General features: G+C 64.6%; 19 protein-coding genes. 7 read left to right on the top strand and 12 right to left on the bottom strand.

All coding sequences use genetic code 11. From position 1 onward, the window contains the following. Together FHS00_RS00100 and FHS00_RS00095 are read left to right on the top strand one after the other, a co-directional pair. Window positions 1-442: hypothetical protein (locus tag FHS00_RS00100; protein ID WP_221188665.1), on the top strand; the 442-nt coding region annotated here is incomplete at its 5' end. 186 nt (window positions 443-628) lie between these two features. Beyond that, window positions 629-2,968 (top strand): tetratricopeptide repeat protein, encoded by a 2,340-nt coding sequence (locus FHS00_RS00095; RefSeq protein ID WP_183468671.1) that lies wholly within the window; start codon window positions 629-631, stop codon window positions 2,966-2,968. Window positions 2,969-2,982: 14 nt separating this feature from the next. On the opposite strand, the gene FHS00_RS00090 is transcribed toward FHS00_RS00095, so the two are convergent. From FHS00_RS00090 to FHS00_RS00065, 6 genes are read right to left on the bottom strand one after another with little or no spacing between them, the layout of a single operon-like run. Next, window positions 2,983-4,464: an ankyrin repeat domain-containing protein gene (locus tag FHS00_RS00090; RefSeq protein ID WP_183468668.1), complete on the bottom strand. Its 1,482-nt coding sequence runs from the start codon at window positions 4,462-4,464 to the stop codon at window positions 2,983-2,985. Next, on the bottom strand, window positions 4,451-5,722 hold the full coding sequence (locus FHS00_RS00085) for an NAD(P)-binding domain-containing protein (protein WP_221188664.1): 1,272 nt from the start codon (window positions 5,720-5,722) through the stop codon (window positions 4,451-4,453). Before FHS00_RS00085 ends, FHS00_RS00090 begins: the two co-directional genes overlap by 14 nt. Window positions 5,723-5,768: 46 nt before the next feature. Further along, window positions 5,769-7,010: a c-type cytochrome biogenesis protein CcmI gene (gene ccmI / locus FHS00_RS00080; RefSeq protein ID WP_183468661.1), complete on the bottom strand. Its 1,242-nt coding sequence runs from the start codon at window positions 7,008-7,010 to the stop codon at window positions 5,769-5,771. Beyond that, on the bottom strand, window positions 7,007-7,507 hold the full coding sequence (locus tag FHS00_RS00075) for a cytochrome c-type biogenesis protein (protein ID WP_183468659.1): 501 nt from the start codon (window positions 7,505-7,507) through the stop codon (window positions 7,007-7,009). The genes ccmI and FHS00_RS00075 overlap by 4 nt, the downstream gene beginning before the upstream one ends. Beyond that, window positions 7,504-8,049 carry a DsbE family thiol:disulfide interchange protein gene (locus FHS00_RS00070; RefSeq protein WP_183468657.1) on the bottom strand — a complete coding sequence of 182 codons (546 nt, stop codon included), beginning with the start codon at window positions 8,047-8,049 and terminating at the stop codon, window positions 7,504-7,506. Before FHS00_RS00070 ends, FHS00_RS00075 begins: the two co-directional genes overlap by 4 nt. After that, window positions 8,049-10,028 (bottom strand): heme lyase CcmF/NrfE family subunit, encoded by a 1,980-nt coding sequence (locus tag FHS00_RS00065; RefSeq protein ID WP_183468655.1) that lies wholly within the window; start codon window positions 10,026-10,028, stop codon window positions 8,049-8,051. The genes FHS00_RS00070 and FHS00_RS00065 overlap by 1 nt, the downstream gene beginning before the upstream one ends. Before the next feature lie 352 nt (window positions 10,029-10,380). Here FHS00_RS00065 and FHS00_RS00060 point away from each other — a divergent pair, with 352 nt between their 5' ends. Both FHS00_RS00060 and FHS00_RS00055 read left to right on the top strand, forming a co-directional pair. After that, the gene (locus FHS00_RS00060) at window positions 10,381-11,274 is read left to right on the top strand and encodes a pyridine nucleotide-disulfide oxidoreductase (RefSeq protein WP_183468653.1); all 894 of its coding nucleotides are present in this window, start codon (window positions 10,381-10,383) and stop codon (window positions 11,272-11,274) included. Then, window positions 11,275-12,657 (top strand): cytochrome c3 family protein, encoded by a 1,383-nt coding sequence (locus FHS00_RS00055; protein ID WP_183468651.1) that lies wholly within the window; start codon window positions 11,275-11,277, stop codon window positions 12,655-12,657. It begins immediately after the preceding gene. A gap of 198 nt (window positions 12,658-12,855) precedes the next feature. Here the strand turns inward: FHS00_RS00055 and FHS00_RS00050 are convergent, their stop codons facing one another. The 4 genes from FHS00_RS00050 to FHS00_RS00035 all read right to left on the bottom strand — a co-directional run bounded on the left by FHS00_RS00050 (window position 12,856) and on the right by FHS00_RS00035 (window position 14,797). Beyond that, window positions 12,856-13,296, bottom strand: a complete 441-nt coding sequence (locus FHS00_RS00050) for a hypothetical protein (RefSeq protein ID WP_183468649.1) — start codon at window positions 13,294-13,296, stop codon at window positions 12,856-12,858. Further along, entirely contained in the window at window positions 13,296-13,988 is a 693-nt protein-coding gene (locus FHS00_RS00045; protein WP_183468647.1) for a hypothetical protein, read from the bottom strand. Before FHS00_RS00045 ends, FHS00_RS00050 begins: the two co-directional genes overlap by 1 nt. A gap of 124 nt (window positions 13,989-14,112) precedes the next feature. Next, complete coding sequence (locus FHS00_RS00040) at window positions 14,113-14,529, bottom strand: hypothetical protein (RefSeq protein WP_183468645.1); 417 nt, start codon at window positions 14,527-14,529, stop codon at window positions 14,113-14,115. Further along, a complete protein-coding gene (locus tag FHS00_RS00035) occupies window positions 14,522-14,797 on the bottom strand; it encodes a hypothetical protein (RefSeq protein WP_183468643.1) in 276 nt (91 codons plus the stop codon). The genes FHS00_RS00040 and FHS00_RS00035 overlap by 8 nt, the downstream gene beginning before the upstream one ends. A 368-nt stretch (window positions 14,798-15,165) precedes the next feature. Between FHS00_RS00035 and FHS00_RS00030 the strand changes: the two genes are divergently transcribed. Beyond that, complete coding sequence (locus tag FHS00_RS00030; RefSeq protein ID WP_183468641.1) at window positions 15,166-15,432, top strand: hypothetical protein; 267 nt, start codon at window positions 15,166-15,168, stop codon at window positions 15,430-15,432. Between the two features lie 89 nt (window positions 15,433-15,521). Then, on the top strand, window positions 15,522-16,205 hold the full coding sequence (locus FHS00_RS00025; RefSeq protein WP_183468639.1) for a hypothetical protein: 684 nt from the start codon (window positions 15,522-15,524) through the stop codon (window positions 16,203-16,205). 180 nt (window positions 16,206-16,385) lie between these two features. On the opposite strand, the gene FHS00_RS00020 is transcribed toward FHS00_RS00025, so the two are convergent. Continuing rightward, complete coding sequence (locus tag FHS00_RS00020) at window positions 16,386-16,736, bottom strand: H-NS histone family protein (RefSeq protein ID WP_183468637.1); 351 nt, start codon at window positions 16,734-16,736, stop codon at window positions 16,386-16,388. Window positions 16,737-19,183: 2,447 nt separating this feature from the next. On the opposite strand from FHS00_RS00020, the gene FHS00_RS00010 reads away from it, so the two are divergent. Beyond that, a complete protein-coding gene (locus FHS00_RS00010) occupies window positions 19,184-19,531 on the top strand; it encodes a YnfA family protein (protein ID WP_183468635.1) in 348 nt (115 codons plus the stop codon). A 304-nt stretch (window positions 19,532-19,835) separates the two neighbouring features. Here the strand turns inward: FHS00_RS00010 and FHS00_RS17935 are convergent, their stop codons facing one another. Beyond that, on the bottom strand, window positions 19,836-20,111 hold the full coding sequence (locus FHS00_RS17935) for a winged helix-turn-helix domain-containing protein (protein ID WP_425486020.1): 276 nt from the start codon (window positions 20,109-20,111) through the stop codon (window positions 19,836-19,838). Window positions 20,112-20,364: the final 253 nt, after the last annotated feature.

Genomic DNA, 20,364 nt, shown 5'->3' with positions numbered 1-20,364 from the left:
CCACGTCACCACCGACTGGACCGATGTCCGCTTCGACCACGCCTCAGTGACCGGCGCCTGCGCCAGCTGCCACAACGGCAGCACCGCCACCGGCAAACCGGGCAACCACATCCCCAGCACCAACACCTGCGACGACTGCCACGTCACCACCGACTGGACCGACGTGCGCTTCGACCACGCCTCGGTCAGCGGCGCCTGCGCCAGCTGCCACAACGGCAGCACCGCGACAGGCAAGCCCGGCAACCACATCCCCAGCAGCGATCTGTGCGAGGATTGCCACCAGACCACGGAATGGTCGGAGGTGCGGGTCAATCATGACTCGGTCGCCGGCGCCTGTGTCACCTGCCACAATGGCGGCTTTGCCGAGGGCAAACCCAGCGACCATCCGCAGTCGTCGAACGCCTGCGACGACTGCCACAACACCCGCGACTGGGACGATTGATGCAGCGGGTTTTCGGTTCGGGCCGTCGGCGCCACTGCTCCAATCGCCGCCATTTTCAGCAGCTCCTGCGGCCAGCCGGATTTCGCATGGCCATACGGGGAATCCCCCACTACCCCCCCGATTTCGGTTAATTGACATGTTTCTTGAAACCCCGAAGCTGGAGGGATGCGCAGGGGAGGGATCGGGATGGGCGACCGCAACGGGTTCGACTGCAGACCAGGTTGCGGCCCGACCGCGGCTCTTGCCCTGCTCACCGCGCTGACCTTCCCGGAAACGGTCCGGGCGCAGTCTCTGCTGGTCGGGGCGAGCGCGGATTTTAATTCGGATCTGGGCTGCCCGATCCTCGCGGTGGAATTCGCCGAACCGCTCGATCTCCTCGTGCAATCCGGGGCCGAGGCCAGCGACCGGCTCGATCTCGTCCTGCGCGGCGAGGCCGAGGATCCCGAGGGTCTCGAACTGGAGGCGCCGGAGGTCGTTCCCGCCCCTGGGTCGAGCGATCTCGGCGTGACGCGCATCGAGCTTGAACAGTCCGGGGCCGACCTCGTGCTCGGCATCTCCTTTGCCAGCGCGATGGTCACGAATGCCACCATGTCCGCAGACGGGACGCGCCTGTCCATCGCGGTGGCCGGTGCCGAGGATACCGGGGAATGCCTCGCCAATCTCACCGGGGACGGCCCTGAGCCCGCCGGGCCGGAGCCGGAGGTAGAGGCCGAGGCGGCGGAGACGGCGCCCGATGAGGTCGCGCGAGATGAGGCCGATATCGAGACCGATTTCGCCGACGCGCGCGCGGCGATCACCGCTGAGGATTACGACCTCGCGATCCGGCTGCTGACGAGGATCCTGAACGCGCCCGAGAACAGCCGCAGCGCCGAGGCCCGCGAACTGCTCGGTGTCGTGCGCGAGCGCAACGAGCAGTTCGCGCAGGCCGAGGCCGAGTACCTGCTCTATCTGGAGCGCTATCCCGACAGCGAGGGCGCGGTTCGCGTCCGGCAGCGTCTGGACGCGCTGACCACGGCAAGGGGCGCCCCACCCGAGCCGCTGCGCGAGGTCGCCGAAGCGGATCGCGCCACTCCCGAACCGGCGGACGAGGAAGAGGAGGCGCCCGCCTCCACCGATCAGGAACGGCCCGTCGAGCCGTCCGGTATCTCTCGGAGACCCTCCGATGCGCCCGAGCCGGCGGAGGACGACCGCGAGGAGGAAGAGACGCTGCCGAAGCTCGAATATTCGGGCAGCGTCGATGCCACCTACTTCTTTCGGCAGGGCACGACCCGTTTCACGGAGTTCGACACCTCCCGGAGATCGGTGGACGACTTCGTGCTGCAGAACTCGCTGGTGACGAGCCTGAGCACCATCGGCTCCTACGAGACCGAAGACTACATCCTGTCCTGGCGCGTCGCGGGCGCCTTCGAGGTCGACTTCGATGACGACGAGGAGAACTTCCGGTTCTCGCGGCTCTATCTCGACTACGATCCGAAAGGGTCCGAACTGTCGTTCCGCTTCGGCCGGCACCTGGTCCGATCCGGCGGGGTGTTCGACCGGTTCGACGGCGCGACCATCAGCTGGCAGCTGCAGGAGGATGTCAGCACCCATTTCCAGATCGGCTCGCCCGTCGAAAGCGTGCGCGATCCACTGTTCGGCTTCGACCGGCTGACCTATGGCGCCAGCGTCGATTTCGCGGAGATCTATCCCGACACCGATCTGACCATCTACGCCAACGAACAGCGCGCCGGATCGCTGGTCGATCGGCGCACGGTCGGGTTCGAGCTGGAATACGAGGGAGAGTGGTTCAGCGCCAGCACGGCCATGGATTACGACATCTATTTCGATCGGCTGAACTATGCCCGCGTCTCGGGCACGCATATCTTCGCGGACCGCTCGACGATCACGCTCAGCCTCGACTTCGTCCAGTCCCCCACCCTCGCGCTGAGCAATGCCGAGCAAGGTCAGCTCGGCAGGTCACTGGACGACCTGCGGGACAGCTTCACGCTGGATCAGCTGCGACAGCTCGCGCTCGACCGCACCACCGCGTCGCGTTCGGTCACCCTCACCTATTTCCATCCCATCGACGACACCTGGCTGCTCAACATGGATGCCACGATCTTCGACACGGAGGGCAATCCGGCCTCCGGGGGCGTGGCCGAGATCCTGGCGCCGGGACAGGATTACTACGCCTCCATCGGCGTCTTCGGCTCGGGCGTGTTCTCGGAGACCGACGTCGTGAGCGCCTCGGCGCGCTATGCCGACACCTCGTCGTCGACCCTCGTGCTCGCCGACGCCTCCTACCGGTTCGAACCGACCGAGCGGTGGCGGCTGCGTCCGCGTCTGCGGTTGGGCCACCGGGATCTGAAGAGAACCGGCGGCACGGAGATCTTCGCGATCCCCTCGATGACGATCGATTACGAGATCCGGGACAACACCATGCTCGAACTCGAGCTGGGCGGCCGCCTGTCGCGCACCGAGACATCGACATCGCGCGACAATAGCACCGAAAGCTACGCCTTTATCGGGATCAGGCAGGATTTCTGACCCCCAGCCGCGACCTATTCCAGCAGTTCTGCGATCTCCGCATGACCCGCCGCGACGGCGAGGTCATGGGCGCGATGGCGATCCTGGTTACGGAGCCGCTTGTCGGCGCCGGCCTCGAGCAGCAGGCGCACGACCTCGACGCGGTTGGCCTGCGCCGCGAGCATCAGCGCCGAGTTGCGTTTCGCGTTGCGCAGGTCGATATCGACGCCCGCTTCCAGCAGGCGGCGAACCGCGTCAAGATTGCCCTGCTGCGCGGCGATCATCAAAGGCGTGTTGCCGGTAGCGGTCGCGAGGCTGCCATCGGCGCCCCCGGCGAGAAGCATGTCAGCCGTTTCCGCCTGGCCAAATCGAAGGGCTGCATGCAGCGGCGCCTCCCCGGCCTCGTCTGCCCGGTCGAGGCCCACGCCGTTCTCGATCAGGAATGCCGTCGCCGCCGCGTTGCCCGACGCGGCCGCGTGCCAGAGCGCGCCCCGGCCATCCCGGTCCAGCAGATCGAATGGCAGGCCATGATCTGACAACAGGCGCAGGAGTTCGGGCCCGCTGCTGCGCGCCGCGGCCATGAGCAGCTCTGACTGGAGATTGATGTCCTCGACGGGAAGGTCCTCGCCCGCCAGCAGCATGGCGATGCGGGCCTGCCCGTCCTCGATCGCCCGTAGCAGGGGACGGGCGCCGGCATTGTCGGCCAGATCGCTTCGCGCGCCCTGCATGACGAGGTATTCGACGATCTCGAAATGGCCGGCCTCGGTCGCGAGCGCCAGCGCGGTCTTGCCGTCGGCATCCTTCAGGTCGGGATCGGCGCCCGCATCGATCAGCGAGCGGGCCGTGCCGAGATGCCCGGCCTCGGCCGCGTGCATCAACGCCGTGCGCCCCTGCTTGTCGGTCTCGTCCGGCGCGGCGCCTTGCTCGAGCAGGGCCTGGACGGTCTGCCCCTCTCCCCGCCGTGCGGCCTCGATCAGGAGGGTCCAGCCCAGCTCGGTCGCGATCTGCGACGGTGCCAAGTCCGCTATACCGGGCGCCTCCTCCCGGGGCGAGATTTCCGCATCCGAGACCGGTTCGGCGGCGCGGGCCTCCAGCTCAGACAGCGCCTCCTTGGCCCGTGCATGCCCCGCGGCGCTGGCGGCGGCGATCCAGCGGCGCCCCTCGGCGGCGTCCTCATCGGTGCCGCGGCCCGAGAGGTAGAGGGTGCCGAGGCTGTACTGCGCCTCGACATGCCCGGCCTCGGCCGCCGCCAGTGTGAGATCGAAGGCCGTCGCTTCGTCCTGCGGCACGCCACGGCCATCCCGGTAGAGCGTGGCCAGCATGTAGTTCGCCTCGGCATTGCCGGCAGCGGCCAGCTCCGCGAGGGTTTCGGCGGCCTCGGCGTAGTTGCGCTGGCGCACCGCCGTCTGCGCCTCCTCGATCCGGAGGGCCTCGGTCGGGTCGCCCTGCTCCTCCGCAAGGCCCGGAACGGCCAGCAGGGCCAAGGCCAGCACGAGAGGCGGTCTATGCAGTGCCATGTTTGGTCTCGATGGTGATGCCGATGGATTTCAGGAAGGGAGTCGGAAGGATGCCGCCCGCGCAGACGATGACGGCGTCGTTGGGTCGGCTCGTCGTTTCGCCCGATTGTTCGATCTCCACATGCGTCTCGCCGATCGCCTTGACGTTGGAGCTGAGGATCACGTCGAGGCGCTTGGCGGCCTCGGCCTCTTCGAGCCGCTTGCGGTTTTTGGGCTTCACCCGCGAGAAGGCGGCGCTGCGGTAGGACAGCGTGACGTCGGTGTCGGGCAGTTCCGCGATGCTGGTCGCCGCCTCGATCGCGCTGTCGCCGCCGCCCACCACCAGCACCGACTGGCCCTGATACTGCTCGGGGTCGATCAGGCGGTAGACCACCTTGCTCTGCTCCTCGCCCTCGACGCCCAGCTTGCGCGGCGTGCCGCGCCGCCCGATGGTCAGGAGCACCGACCGGGTGCGGTAGGTGCCCTTCGTGCTGGTGACAACGAAGCCCTCGCCCTCGGGCACGATGTCCGTGACCCGCTCCTCGTAGTTGATCTCGAGCCCGGTGTCCTCGAGCACCTGGGTCCAGAACTCCATCAGCTTTTCCTTGGTGGTCTCGCGAAAGTTCGCCTTGCCGTAGATCGGCAGCGTCACCGGCGCGGTCATCACCAGCTTGCCACGCGGGAAGTGCGAGACGGTGCCGCCGAAGCTCTCCTGTTCGAGGATCACGTGCTTGAGCCCGTGCTGCTCGGCGCCGAGGCCAGCCGCGAAGCCCGCCGGGCCGGCACCGACGATGACCACGTCGACCTCGCCCTCCGGCGCCTGCGCCTTCCGCTTCGCGATCTCGCCGATCGCCTGGCGGCCCTGTTCGATCGCGTTGCGGATCAGCCCCATGCCGCCAAGCTCGCCCGCGATGTAGATGCCGGGCACGTTTGTCTGGAAATCCGGCCCCACCTCCGGGATGTCGACGCCGCGCTCGGCGGTGCCGAAGACGAGGCTGATGGCGTCCATCGGACAGGCCGCGGCGCAGGCACCGTGCCCGATGCAGTTGGCCGGCTCGACCAGTTCGGCCTTGCCGTTCACCAGTCCGAGGATCTGGCCCTCGGGACAGGCGCGGACGCATGCCCCGCAGCCGATGCACATGCTCGCGTCGATGTCCGGATGCAGCGACGCGGGCTGGGTCAGCCCAGCGGCCTGCGCCTCCTGCTTCTTTGCCAGCGCCCTGCGCTCGCCCTGCCGGCGCAGGACCACGAACACCACCCACACCAATGCCAGCGGCACGGCATAGATTAGGAATGTCGTATCAATCAGGGATCCGTTCCTCTGTTCAATCGGCCCGGAGGCCCATCTCTGTGGCCTTCGCATCGATCCGGGCACGTGTGTCGGGAGACTGGGAAAACTGTCGCAACGCGCGTTCATAGGCGGCGCGGCCCGCCTCGGGACCGTCCAGGACCATCCGCGACTGCATCAGCCGCATCCAGCCATCCGGATCGTCCGGATCATCGTTCAGCCGGGCCTCCAGCCCGTCCACCATGCCGGCGATCATCGCCTGCCGGTCGGCGGGCGTCATCTGCGCCGCCTGATCGACATCCGCCTGCGTCGGACCCGGAGCGACCGGAGCAGGCGGAAGCAGCGGCTCCGTCTCAGGCAGCCGCCCGGCAATATCGATGCCGTGCTGGTTAGCCAGTTCGCGCACGCGCTGCAAGACGCCCGGCGCCCAGTCGGCGTCGGCCCGCGCATCGGCCAACATCCCGATCCAAAGATCGAGGGCCGCGTGCGGATCGTCATCCTGCTCCAGCGCCATCCCCTTGAAGAACCGGGCGCGTGCGTCGTCGGCGTTCAGGGCGAGCGCCGCGTCGAAGGCCTCCGTGGCGGGCGTGGTGACCAGCCCGTCGGCGGCCCTCACCAGCGTCTCGCCGTAATGGGACCAGAGATCGGGGTCGTCATCAACGAGCGCCACGGCCCGCGCATAGGCGTCGGCGGCCTCGGCGTGGCGCCCGGTGTTGAAGTAGGACCAGCCCAGCATCCGCCAGCCCTCGGCATCCTCGGGCGTCTCGCGCAGGCGGGCGGCGAGGCTGGCGATCGCGCCGTCGACGCTGCCGGCGGGCTGGGACATCTCCGCCTGCGCAGGGCTGGCGAGCGGCGCTGTAGCCGGCGCAGACGCGGGTGCGATCGGCTGGGCGAGGCTGGCCATGGGCATATGCGGCGCCGCCGGCAGATCGGGCCGCCCGATCGACAGGTAGAGCGCCGCCGAACCGATCACCACCCAACCCGAGACGACCGCGACGGAGACCAGCCGCACCTTGTCGGATGCCTCGCCCAGTGCGGATTGCGGCGCCCGCGTCGCCGCAACGATCCGCCGCTCGATCTCCCTGCGCGCCGATTGCGCTTCTTGCGGCGCGAGCAAGCCCTGCGCCACCTCGGCATCGATCGCCTCGATCTGGCTGCGTGCCAGGGCGATGGACTGCTCATTCGTGCCCGCGCCGCCCATCTGCCGTCGCAGGAACGGCGCGACCACGAGCGTGGCCGCCACCGAGATCATGGCCGTCAAGACGATCCATAGCGTCATGGTCTGCTCCCCTGTCCCGGTCCCTGCCCTAGCGCCTGTGCGAGCACCGCTTTCTCGTCCTCCGACAAGGCCTCCGACTCGGGCGGCGGCGGCCCCTTGCGCCTCCAGAGGATCGAGAAACCGGCGAAGGCCGCGCCGAGCATCAGCGCCGGTGCCAGCCACAACAGCAGCGTATCCGCCCCTATCTGCGGCCGAAGCAGGATATAGGCGCCGTAGCGGTCCACGAGGTAGTCGATCACCTCGGCGTCGCTGTCGCCTGCTACCAGCCGCTCGCGGATCAGCACCCGCAGGTCGCGCGCAAGCTCGGCGTTGGAGTCGTCGATCGACTGGTTCCGGCAGACCGGGCAGCGCATCTCCAGGCTCAGCGCCCGCGCGCGCTGCTCCAGCGCCGGATCGGCCAGCATCTCGTCGGGCTGCACCGCCAGTGCGGATACCGGCGCAAGCGCGCAGAGGCAGGCGAATGCCAGCGCGCGCGCAAGCTGCCGCAGCCCGGTCATGACGGTCTCTCAAGATCGCGGATCAGGGGCCTGAGAACCTCCTGCCAGACCTGCTCCGTGAGGGCGCCGACATGGCGATAGCGAATGCGCCCCTCGGCATCGACGAGATATGTCTCGGGCACGCCGGTCACCGCGAGCTGCGCGCCGAGCCTGCCGGCAGCGTCCTCTCCGGTCGCGAGATAGGGGTCGCCATGCCGGTCGAGGAACCGCCTGCCCGCCCCCGGCCGGTCCTTCCAGTTGAGGCCGTAAAGCGGGACCCCCTCCTCGGCGGCGAGCCGCATCAGCATCGGATGTTCGCTGAGGCAGAGTGCGCACCAGGAGGCGAAGACGTTGATCAGCGCCACCTCGCCCCGGATGTCCTCGGCCGCAAGCCCGCGCTCGTCGCCGATGAGTGGCGGCTGCGAGAATTCCGGCAGCGGACGGTCGAGATAGCCCTCGCCGGTCACATCGCGGGTGCCCGCTGCGACGGAGAACAGCACGCCGCCGATCAGCAGGAAGACGGCGACCGGGATCAGCACGGATTTGCGGATGCCACCTGCCATCACGCCTCCACGCCTTGGGGACGGCGTACCGATCGCTGCGGCGCGCCGACGCGCATCCGGCGGTCGCTCAGCGATACGAAACCGCCGGCCGCCATGAACAGCGGGCCGAGCCAGATCAGCAGCGCCAGCGGATGGTGATAAAGCCGCACGACCCATTGCCCGCCGTCATTCGGCTCGCCGATCGCGACGTAGAGGTTCGACAGGAACACCGCCCGGATACCGGCCTCCGTGGTGGTGTTGCGGCTCACCGTGTAGAAGCGGCGCTCCGAGGTCATGGCGGCGAAGGGCTCACCATCGCGCTCGACCGTGAACTGCCCTTGCTCGGCAATGAAATTTTCGCCGGTGAGCTGCTCCACCCGGTCGAGGCTGACCTCGTAGCCGGCCAGCGTCACCCGGTCGCCCGGCGACATGGAGAGAATCCGCTCCTCCTGGAAGGCGGTGACGCCGGTGATGCCCGCCACGAGAAGGCCGAGGCCCGCATGCGCCATCACCATCCCGTAGACCGAGCGCGGCACCTTGCGGGCCAGCGTCGCGCTGCGGCGCCACGGCTCGCGAAACAGCCGGATCCAGAGCGCCAGGGCCCAAAGCGACGCGGCCACCAGCCATGCCGCGAGGCCCAGTGCCGCGGCGGCGAAGGGATGCGCCCCGCCGCCTGCGACGAAGACCGAAAGCGCCACGACGAGCGCCACTGCTGCCGGGGGGCGAAGCTGGCCCAGCGCGCGGCGGAGGCTGTCGCGCTTCCACCGCAGGATCGGGCCCACCGCGACGGCGACGAGCAGCGGGATCATCAGCGGCACGAAGGTCTGGTTGAAATAGGGCGGCCCGACCGAGATCTTGTCCGGTCCCAGCACCTCGATCACCAGCGGGTAGAATGTCCCGACGAAGACCGTGCCAGCCGCGACCACGAGGAAGATGTTGTTCAGGATCAGCCCGCCTTCGCGGCTGACCGGTGCGAAGACGGCCAGCTTGTCGAACTTTCCAGCCCGCATGGCGAACAGGATCAGCCCGCCGCCGGTGGCGGCGAACAGGATCGCCAGAACGCCCATGCCCCGCGACGGATCGGTCGCGAAGGCGTGCACGCTGGTCAGGAGCCCCGAGCGCACCAAGAACGTCCCCACCAGGCTCAGCGAGAAGGTCAGGATCGCCAGCAGCACGGTCCAGACGATCAGCGTCTGGCGCCGCTCGACCACGAGCGCGGAGTGCAGCAGCGCGGTGCCGACGATCCACGGCATGAAGGAAGCATTCTCGACCGGGTCCCAGAACCACCAGCCGCCCCAGCCCAGTTCGTAATAGGCCCAGAAGCTGCCGAGCGTGATCCCGATGGTCAGAAAGCACCACGCGGCGAGCACCCAGGGCCGCACAAAGCGGGCCCAGCTCGCGTCCACCCGGCCCTCGATGAGCGCGGCGATGGCGAAGGCGAAGGTCACCGAAAACCCGACATAGCCGAGATAGAGAAACGGCGGGTGGATCGCGAGACCCACATCCTGCAACAGCGGGTTCAGCTCCTGCCCATCGGCCGGCGCCGGAGACACCCGCGCGAAGGGGTTGGAGGTGAAGATCATCAGCGCGAGGAACGCCGCTGAGATCATGCCCTGCACCGCGAGAACGCGCGCCTTGAGCGTCGCGGGAAGGTTGTCGCCCCTGAGGCCGAGCGCCGCGCCGAACAGCGTCAGGATCAGCACCCACAGGAGCAGGGAGCCTTCGTGGTTGCCCCAGACGCCGGTCACCTTGAACAGCATCGGCATCGCGGAATTCGAGTGCATGACGACCACGCGCAGCGACAGGTCGGTCACCATGAACGCGCGGACCAGCGCTGCGAAGGCGATGACGACGAAGCCGAACTGCACCAAGGCTGCGACATCGGCGAAGGACATGAGCTGGGTCTCGCCCCGCCTGGCGCCGATCAGCGGCACGACCGATTGGGCGAGCGCGATCATCAGCGCCAGCACGAGGGCGAATTGTCCGATCTCCGCCACCATCGCCGATCACCCCTGATCTTTCGGCGGCGCCTGACGACGGCTTCGCGGCGCTCCGCCGGTCATCGAGGACACTGCAAGGCGGCGCTCCAAGGGTCCCGCCCGATCGGAGCGCTTCCTCGCATTCTTCGCCCATAACGGAGTTTTGTCCAGAAATGCGGCAATGAGCTGTGCAATTTTGCGCCAGTTTCCGCCGCGGCAGCCCCGCCCGCGCGCGCAAACCCGCCGGAATCGGCGCCTCGGCGCGAGCAACGTGGCGCGTATTTCGGGAGGGCGTTACGCGGCGTCGGTCGAAAGCAAAGTTTCCCTGCCCCGAGGTTCGTAGATGACTGCAACGCTCGCTGGAATTTCCGGAATGAAATCCGGTGCCCGCTCGTCGGACGAAAATGCGGCCCCGTCGAAGGGTGAAAAGCCGAAGGCCGCGCGGCGGCAAACCGGCGCGTTCGAGCTGCCGATCATGCTGACGCTCTCCTTCGTCGTTCTTGCCTATGCCTGGACCCGGCGCCTCGAGGGGGATCTCACGGCCGAGACCGGCTTGGGATATTTCCTGGGCATCGGCGGTGCGCTGGCGATGCTGACCCTGCTCCTTTACCCGCTGCGCAAGCGGTTCGCGGGGCTGCGCTTTATCGGCAATGTCCGCAACTGGTTCAGGATTCACATGATGCTGGGCATCATCGGCCCGGTGCTGATCATCCTGCATTCCAACTTCACGCTCGGATCGCTCAACAGCACGATGGCCCTGTTTGCCATGCTCATCGTGGCCGCCAGCGGCCTGATCGGGCGCCTGTTCTACGCGCGCATCCACAAGGGTCTCTACGGGCGGCGGGCTTCGGTGCGGGAATATCTGAACGACATGGAGGCCCTCAAGCACGAGTTCGACACGGACATGCCCGACCCGTCCTGGCTTCTGGAAACCCTGAAGGCCTACGAGGCGCGTCGCCTGCCCCAGACGCAGGACCTATGGTCGAATTTCCATCGCACGCTGACCGGACCGGTCTCGCGGTTTCGGCTGCGGCGCGAGGTCATGCGGCGCTACGCTGAGCTCCTCCGCCGGCAGGACGGCCCTAAGCGCGATCGCAGCGGCCTGGTGAGACAGCATCTCGACAGCTACCTCCACGCCGTCGCGCGGGCGCAGTCCTTCGCGCTGTATGAGCGACTGTTCGCGCTCTGGCACCTCTTTCACCTTCCGCTGTTCGTGATCCTCGTCTTTGCTGCTATCGTGCATGTCGTGGGGGTTCATCTGTATTGAATGTACCTTGTTAGCAGCATAACGCTCCGCGCCGTCTGCCAGGTTCTGGCCGGGGTCTTCCTGCTGCTGATGCCCACCCCCTCCTCCGCGCAATCGCTGCTCGAACGGCTGGTCATGCCGGGCGATCTCATCGAGGGGCACGCCGATCTCGAAAGCGACTGCGCGAACTGCCATGTCTCCTTTTCGGAGGAAGGCGAGTCCGCGCTTTGCCTCGATTGCCACGAGAAGGTCGATCAGGACATCGTCGATCGTCGCGGCTTTCACGGCCGCAGGCAGGAGGTTCTGGAGCAGGAATGTCGGTACTGCCACACCGACCATGACGGTCGCGACGCGGATATCGTGCAGCTCGATACGGAAACCTTCGACCACATGAATACCGATTTCACGCTGGAGGGGGCGCATGCGACCCTGCCCTGCGCCTCGTGCCACGCAGCCGAGGCGAAGTTCCGGGACGCGTCGACCGATTGCGTCGGATGCCACGAAGAGGATCAGCCGCATCAGGGGCGACTAGGCTCCGACTGCGCCGCCTGCCATGCCGAGACGGACTGGACCGATCTCCACCCCTTCGATCACGCCGAGACCGGCTTCGCGCTCGCGGGCGCGCATGAGGAAGTGGCCTGTTCGGCCTGCCATGTCGGCGAGGTCTATGAGGGCCTGCCCACGGACTGCGTCGGCTGCCACCAGATCCAGGACGTGCATTCGGGGCGCTTCGGAGAGGATTGCGACAGCTGCCACGTGGTCGAGGCCTGGACCGAGGTGCGGTTCGATCACGACCGTGACACCGAGTTCAGCCTGGTCGGCGCGCATGAGGATGCCGCTTGCGAAGCCTGCCACACGACGAACGCCTTCGCCGAGGACCTCGCCACCGATTGCGTCGCCTGCCACGAGGCCGACGATCCGCATGACGGCCAGCTCGGCGAGGCCTGCGATACCTGCCACGCACCCGGCGGCTGGGCCGAAGAGGTGGCCTTCGACCACGACATCACCCGTTTCCCCCTGCTCGGGCTGCACACCCTCGTGCCCTGCGAGGGCTGCCATCTCGACCCCGCGTTCCGCTCGGCTGAACCGGCCTGCGCGAGCTGTCACGAGGATGACGATATCCACGAGGGAAGCCTCTCCGACCAATGCGAAACCTGCCACAACCCGAATGGCTGGGAATTCTGGACCTTCGACCATGACACCCAGACCGATTTCGCCCTCACCGGCGCGCATCAGGGCATGAGCTGCGGATCGTGCCATACGCCTGACAAGGCCGCGAGCCTGCAGATCGCCCAGGATTGCGTCTCCTGCCACGCGGAGGACGACGCCCATGACGGCCAATTCGGCAAGAGCTGCAATCTTTGCCACGACACGCGCAGCTTCGAGGATGCGAGGCTCCGGTAACGCTGGCGTGCTGACAGGTTGGGAACACGGCATTCGCCATTGAGCCGCGATCTGCCTTCAACGTAGTGCGGCAGCCACCGAGACCAATTTTTCGTGGTGTCCGCGTCATCGGTTAAATATTCGATTCCAGGGACAACCAGCTCGCCGGGCATAGAATTTCAATAGATCGGCAGCATTGCCGGCCGGCAGCAGGCGGCGCTATTCGACTTCCTCGAGCTCTACTCGAAGCTCGTCTCGTTTTCGCTCCAGGAACGACCCGAGGCTCTCCCTATATAGGGTCATGCCCCGCTCGTTCGCTTCTGCTTCCAGTTCTTCTTCGATTTCCTCGAGCTGCTCGCCCGTAGTGTCAGCTTGGATCGGGGCGAGCGCAGCCGATACCCAATCCTCTGTTGCTGACCGCGACAGCGGTCGATAGGCGCCTGGACGATACACGGCGATGATGTGGTCCGCTGGAACTTCGCCGGTGTCCATGGCAAGCCGACGCCCCCATTCGGCATCTGACGGACGGACATCGCCGAAGATATCCGACATGGCATTTTTAGCCTCTCCCCGCGTACGGTATTCACCGTAGCCAGTGATGGACTTGTCATTTTTCGTCCCGCACCATCCCGAAATGCACGGCTCATGATTGCTGTTCATCAGCGCCGGCGCCGTCGTGATGAAGAATTGGTCCTCTCCTCTCGATAGAGGAAGTCGTCTGCCTCTTCCTCCGTGGAGAATATCTGAAACTCGCGATCGGAAAGAACGCGTTCTTGACCTTCGAACGTTGTTTGCTCCCTCAAGGCGACGAATCCTCCATGGGCCGTCCTGTATTTCGTCCGCTCCGTCCAGATCGAATTCTCTGCCTCCTCATCAAGGATATAATCCCACTCCAGGATACTGCCATCGAACACGAGATCTGGACGTCGCACTGCCTGCAGGCAATAGGTTCGGTGATCCCTCCGATCGATCCTGACCCATCTATCGGTAACGGCTTCCACAAATGCAGCATCGAATACCATCAGTTCCGGTCTCAGAGTGACAACGCGCGCGCAGACCTCGTCCATATCTGCATCCGCCCCTGTTTCATCGAGCAGGTGAAATCCTACATGATCAAGACAAGCCTTTCTCGAAGAGAAAGGCCGGATATTAGCGAGAGCAGGAAGCCCCCTTGGGTGACAGAAAGTTGCGATGGCCTGAAAGGAAGCACCTCTCGTGATGAGTTCGTTGGTGATCCAGCCCCATGCCAGATCTGGAGGAACACGATCGCTGTTCGGCATATAGGCATACTGCGTATTCAAATGAGCTTTTTCGAGATGCCGCTCGAACTCGTGCAGGTGCAGGGTTTTCACGTAATATCCTCCTTGATCCACCCCATCGATCCTAAAGATGAATGGTTAGAGAAATCCCAAAGCGGAGGGCATTTATCGGCGGCAGGTGCGGAGCAGGTCGCCTTTGACCTGCCCCTTCTCTTTTCTACTCGGCGTCAGGAAGCGGGACCTTCGACTTTGCAGGCCAGTTATCCCAGCAGGGCTTGCAGAGACACAATTCCCAATCGATCGGGTGGTCAAATCGCGGGGAGTTGCCACAGAGCTTGCAGGTCTGCGCGGCGCGCTTTCCGGCCCGATTGATGATCGGCTCGATGTCGGCGTCTTGGGTCCAGTAGAGCACGTCCAGGCGCCCCCACTTTTCGCGGATATTGCAGATCGTGATCTCGAGGTTCTGTGCCTCGATCTCGGCCAGCATTTCGCTGACAAGTGCGGCCCATCCGGCGCCGATTTCGAACCCCCAGAAAGGCGACCAAGGCGTTCCATCTTCGAGGGTCGTGGTGAACAGCGTCTCGTAGCGCGCCTCCAGAGGCGCGAGATCCTGCTCGTATGTCAGTTTACGCATGCGCCATCCCCCGATCATTCTCGGTGATGAGCTGCCGCACGAGTTCCGTGAATACACGAAGACTGCGGTGGCAGGGGTAGGTCTCCTCGAGGAACTCCAGATCCCCCCGGGCGGGGGGGAAGAAGTCCGGCCGCAGGCCAAGACCGTCGGCGTCCGCGCGCAAGATCGACCGCGCCAACGGAGCCACTTCCGGAAACAGTGCGGTGATGTCGCCGATATCTGCGAACAGATAGATAGCGTCATTATCCCGAGAGGGATCGTCGGTCATCTTTTTCATCTCCCGTCATGAGAAAACGTCCCCATGCCATTGGCATGAGGGATGCAATCAAAGACGGTATATGAGGATGCGCGCGATCATGGGAAGACGGTAGAGGCCTGCCTTGGCAGGGTCAAGTTGAATAGGTCACGAAGCACCTTCGCTTGAGCGCGCGCCCTACTTTTCAAGATATGCGTCTTTCAATTGCCGATCCGTCAGTACTGCATCAAAGATTTTTATTGATCATTACCGCGGCATGAATTCAGACATCGGTACATGTACCACGGCTTCGACCAAAACCAGATTTTCTGGAAATTCAGCCATTGATCTCAAGCGCTCGGTTTTGTCTGATCGGGCATGAGATCAAAACAGGGATTTCCATGCTGGGCCTTCTCAATACCGCAGTTCTTCTGTCGCAGGCGACCACCCCGCGCAGCCGTGTGGAGCTCGATCCCGAAGGCTATCGAGTGGCCAACGTCACCGGAGACTACCTGTCTCGCTGGAAAGAGCGCGCCCTGACGGCCGAGGCCGAGCGGGATGCCTTGGAGGAGGCACATGCCGATCTCCTGACCGAGATTGCGGATCTCGAATCCATCGTCGCGCATCTGACAGCTGAAAGGGATGCCACCGGATCCGGTGCCATCTGATCCCCGTCGCGCAGCGCAGCACCCCGAGTTTGTGCTATGCGTCCACTTCCCGGATCTCTCCGGCGTGTACACAGCGAAAGGAGAGACACATGCCGACATCATTACCCATTCGTCGCCGGAAGCGCGCTGGCGCACCCGAGCCTGAGACCCTGAGCCAAGCGGCCTGGGAGGCCTTGAAGGAGCTGACGCGCCAGATCCTGAACTTCATCCTCAAGCTCTTCGGCTTACCATTGATTGCCGCGCAGAAGGTCGGTCGCGCATTGGGCTTCGGATCGAGCTGCGGAGGCGCTCATGATGCCGCGGCGGAGGCCGCTCACCGCGCGCGGGAGTTCGAAATGAGTGCGCCTGCTCCCAAGGCGTCATCGGACGCTTCGGATCCCACACGCCTGGTGCCGGCCATGAAGGCGTATCTCCAAGCGGCCACGCCGCATCAGCGTCAGGAAATCGCCGCACGGCTAAAGGATGAACAGATCCTCGCCTACCTCGAGGGGCTGCGGCCAGCGGAGAGGAATGCGTTCCTGCTGGCGTCACCGAGCGCCTTGCGCAGGCATTTCGATGGCACCGTCGTTCATGCAAGTTTACCGGCATGGAGCCGGCAGTTCGACTATCGCCCGCTCCGAGCGGCACAACCGAGGCTCGTCTCATCGACCACGCCAGCGAACGCCAAACGGCCACCCTCCAAGCCGACCGCGCTGGCCGCGGCCTTCTCGTCCGACGAATTGCGGGAGCGCACCCGGCAGATGATGGCGGGCAGGCGTCCGGCAGGCATCTGAGTGACATTGTTCGGGAAGAGATGCTGCCCCCAACGGCTTGGCCGGGGTAAGGCCCTCTCTTCTCAGCGTCCATGCCGAAGAGAGAACCAGGACGACCGAAGGAAATTTTCGGTCGTCCTTTCCATCTGTCAGCAGAACAGAGGGAAGAAGGGCTGGCAGATTTCGTGACGCTCCTGCCCGTCAGCCGGCGGCATGGCCGCCTTCGAAGCGTTCGATCAGGAGGTCATCTCTGTCGGCGCCGCTTTCGATCGCATCCTTCATCCATTGCGGCTGTCGACCACGGCCGGACCAGGTCTGCGCGGGGTCGTCAGGATTGCGGTACTTTGCCGGTGACGTCGGTCGGCCTTTCTTGGTCCCCTTGCTGGCAACCAACTCTTCAAGGGAAAAGCCCAACTCACGTGCAGCCGCTTCGGCAGCATTCCGCGCCTGCGTCCGCTTGCGTTCCTGGTAGTCCTGGATTGCCCGATCTACCGCTTTGCGCAGTTTCTTGAGGTCGTCGAGATCCATGTCGTCCAGATCAAAGTCGCTCATCGTCACCCTTTCAGCTTGAGGCCGTAATTGCTGCTTTCACCTGAGACCACGCGGCAAAACCGGGTTCGCGCCTCAAGCGAAGACTTCCGCCAACTAGGTGGTCCGGCCGCCCAAGAAAAGCCAAACCGGAGCAACATGCTTTGCCTGGGTCATTCTCCGCGACGTCAAGCCGTACCAGTACGGAGATAAGGGGTATTGGCTCGGTTCGATCATCTCGTAAAAGCAATTGCCATGCCGGGGAAGGGCGAAGACCAAAGCCAGATCCGGCGCGATACGTATCAGGCGCGAACGGCCGGCATTTATCGCCCCTATGGGACAAAGGGGATTGACGGCCGGGCGACTGAGGACGGTGCTTGCATGCGCTGGACAAAGAGAGCGCTCGCAGGCTGCGATATCGCCGGGCATTCCGCCCTGAGGTGTCCGGGTTGAGGGCGTGGGCGTCACTCCCGATATTCCGGCGACGCTTCAACCCGCCACATGCGGCGCGGGCTTGGGGGTGACGAACGGGAAGAGCAATGCGCTTCTGATGCGACGCACCGCTATATAGGAAGTATCTTTATACGAATCGTCGTATCTGAACCGCCCCTCAAGGGCCCGCGGCCCGTCCCGCTCTGCTATTCTCGGCGCATCATGTCCTTGCCCGACCTTCAGGGCGAGGCGTAGTAGCCGCCTTGGCCCTGGCGTGCCAGCAGGATGAGCCAGGTCCGGTGGGAGACACGAAGGTAACAAATGCAGGCGAGGCAATGAAGCGGGGCCGAACAGCCTCGAAGGACCGAGCGACATCGACACCAGCCACCCGCGCCCGATGGCGCTTCGCAATAGAGTCGAAACAAGCTCCTGAGCCGTTCGAGCCCGGACGGCTCTGAAGTTGGAAAAATCAGCGGCGGCCGTTCGGGCATAGGAGCATCGATGCGCCCAAAGTCACGCGAACGGGCTACCGGTTCCCGGCTGCCAGAGACGCCGACCTGCCTAGAGCGAGCTTCCAGGCTAGCAGCAGAGGCCGTCGTCCGGGTCAACCGACCTTATCCATTGCAGCACCGAAAGCGTCGCCGTGCTGGATGCCGCCCGCGGCTTGCGCCCCCGCGGCCACATTTCCGACGACGCCGATATCTCCAGCCAGTTACGCGGCGCCAAAACCAGCGACACGTGATCACCGCAAACCGTCCCCTGCGCGCCCACCGTAAGCCGCATAATTCGGGGCGTACCGTAACCGCTCGAGTGACGCCGCCTGCCGGACATTGACTCTCCAAGTTAAGACCCGTGCATAGCCACGTCTTGGTGCACGTGTCCTATGGGGCGCGGCCAGGCTGAGTGAGGTTCTGGCTGTGGGAAGGAATCGACTGGCGGCGCCCGGACCGGGATGTTGTCGGCGAGAGCCGGATAACATATCATTCTGAATTCCTTCCTTTTTCATGGCGATTGCGGATGCCGCATGGTATTTGTCAGCATATCCGAAGACGCCGATGTTCTTACCCATGACCCCGCCCTTCTGTAGGCGATGATCGCGGCGCTTCCGGCGGAAAATGCGCGCATGTCGGCCACGCTTCAGGATCATGAGCAGCTGGCCCGGGCGCTGTGTCTGCGGATCGCGAGGTTGCAGAAGCAGATCTTCGGCAAGTCCTTTGAAAAATCGAACGCGAGATCGCCCAGCTCGAGCTGGCGCTGGAGGATCTGCTCATCGCGGCCGCCGAACAGCGCGGCGAGCTGGCTGGCGATGAGGACATCGCCCCTCCCCCCGCCGATGCCGGCACCGCCAAGGTGAGGCCCCTCCGCGGGCCGCGGGTGTCCGACGGGACTCGCGGAAATACCGCAAACTCGACTCTGGCACCGGCTGCCCTGATTGCGACGGTAACCTCCGTGTCGCTGGCGAGGACGTGAGTGAGCTGATCGGTATGATCGCCGCGCGGATGACAGCAGCCAGCTCCGCGAGGTGGCCAGTTTGGCGCGACTTCCACGATGTCTGGGAGATCACGAAGTCCGAAGTCGCACGGGAGTGCTCTCGACCGGATCGGGAATCTCTACGATGTCGAACGAATGATTGCTGGCCAGTCCGCGCGGCAACAGCACTCGGGGCCAAGGGCCGACCCTTCAAGTTATGCGCCGAGAGCCAGCTGCTGCGCATCCCGGGCAAGAGGAAGCTCGCGAAGGCCGCCTGCCATGGGCCCTCTTGCTGGTCGTCATTCGAACTGTTCCTGGGGACGGCCGCCTCGGGATCGACAACGATCCGGCCGAGCGTGCGGTACGCCCGATAGGCATTGGCCACCGCTACCGGCTCTTCGCCGGTTGCGACAGCAGTTGGGAGACACTGGCTCTAGCCATGACCCTGATCGAGAAGGTGGAGATGAGTGGGCTGGACTCGCAAGCTTGGCTCGTCGATGTCCTCGACTGCATTACGATCACAAGGTCAATCGCCTCAACTAACTGTCGCCGCGGAGCTGGAGCGCAGTATGCCCATAATCAACGTATTCTCCTCTCTCGGCATGTATGTGCTGGCCGCCCTCGCTGAGATCGCGGGATGCTTCGCATTCTGGGTGTGGTTGCGCCTTGACCGCTCGCCCCTTTGGCTCATCCCCGGCATCATCTCCCTCATCTTGTTTGCCTACTTGTTGACGAGGGTCGAAGTTGAGTTCGCCGGCCGCGCATATGCGGCCTATGGCGGCATATACATTGCTGCATCCATCGCTTGGCTGTGGGCCGGGGAGGGTCAGATCCCGACCCGATGGGATATCATCGGCGGAATCTTTTGCCTTACCGGGATGGGGATCATCTTGGTTGCCCCGATGCTCCAGAAATAACCCGCGGCCTCGACCGGTTAGTTCCGACGTACCAAGCTGGCTGACCCAGAAGCCTCTCATGGCAGATCGCCATCGGCGGCGACGGTTGTCTTTTGTGCCCGGCGGGCCGGGAGCGCTCCTCGACATGGAGGGTAACGGCGTATATTGCCGATCAGCGGTGGAGCACCATGATACAGCCCCGCCCGAACCAGGCAGTTTGAATTAGAAATGCCGTATTGCGTTCCAGAGAAGGAGGGAGGGCCTGAATCTGCGGGCACCAAGACAACGTCATCGAGACTGCAAAACGTTATGCCGCCCGCGATAATCACCCCCCGGTGTACCGGTAACCAATTCCATACATCGTTTCGATGGAAGAAAACCCCTCATCCACGTGACGGAACTTCGCCCTGATCCTCTTGATATGACCATCTATGCTCCGGTCCGTCACGTTTGCGTCTTCTGCATATAGAACATCAAGGAGCCGGTCTCTGGACATGAGAACGTCCGGGTTGCTGGCCAGAAAGTACACCAAGGCAAATTCCGACTTCGTAAGCGGTACATTCTCATTCCGCCATAGTTCGGAAAAACTGCGTGGATCCATCGCCAGCTTCGAATGATCGATGCACGGCGCATCGGTCTCGTCGGGATCAGTTTCGCCGAGGGACTGGACGTGAGGGGTGCCCCGCTCTGCCAGCCGGACCTCGCGCCTGCGCAATTGCGAAGATATGCGCTCCGTGAGGACCCGCTGGGAGAAGGGTTTAGGCTCAGGACCCATTGATCTTGATGAGGCTGCGTGATTCAGGCTCCCCGAGGAGCATGATCAATGAGCAACCTTTTCTGGCTGACGACCGAGC

Source organism: Limimaricola variabilis (genome assembly GCF_014195545.1).
Taxonomy (GTDB): domain Bacteria; phylum Pseudomonadota; class Alphaproteobacteria; order Rhodobacterales; family Rhodobacteraceae; genus Limimaricola; species Limimaricola variabilis.
This window is presented reverse-complemented; position numbering and strand designations above follow the sequence as displayed.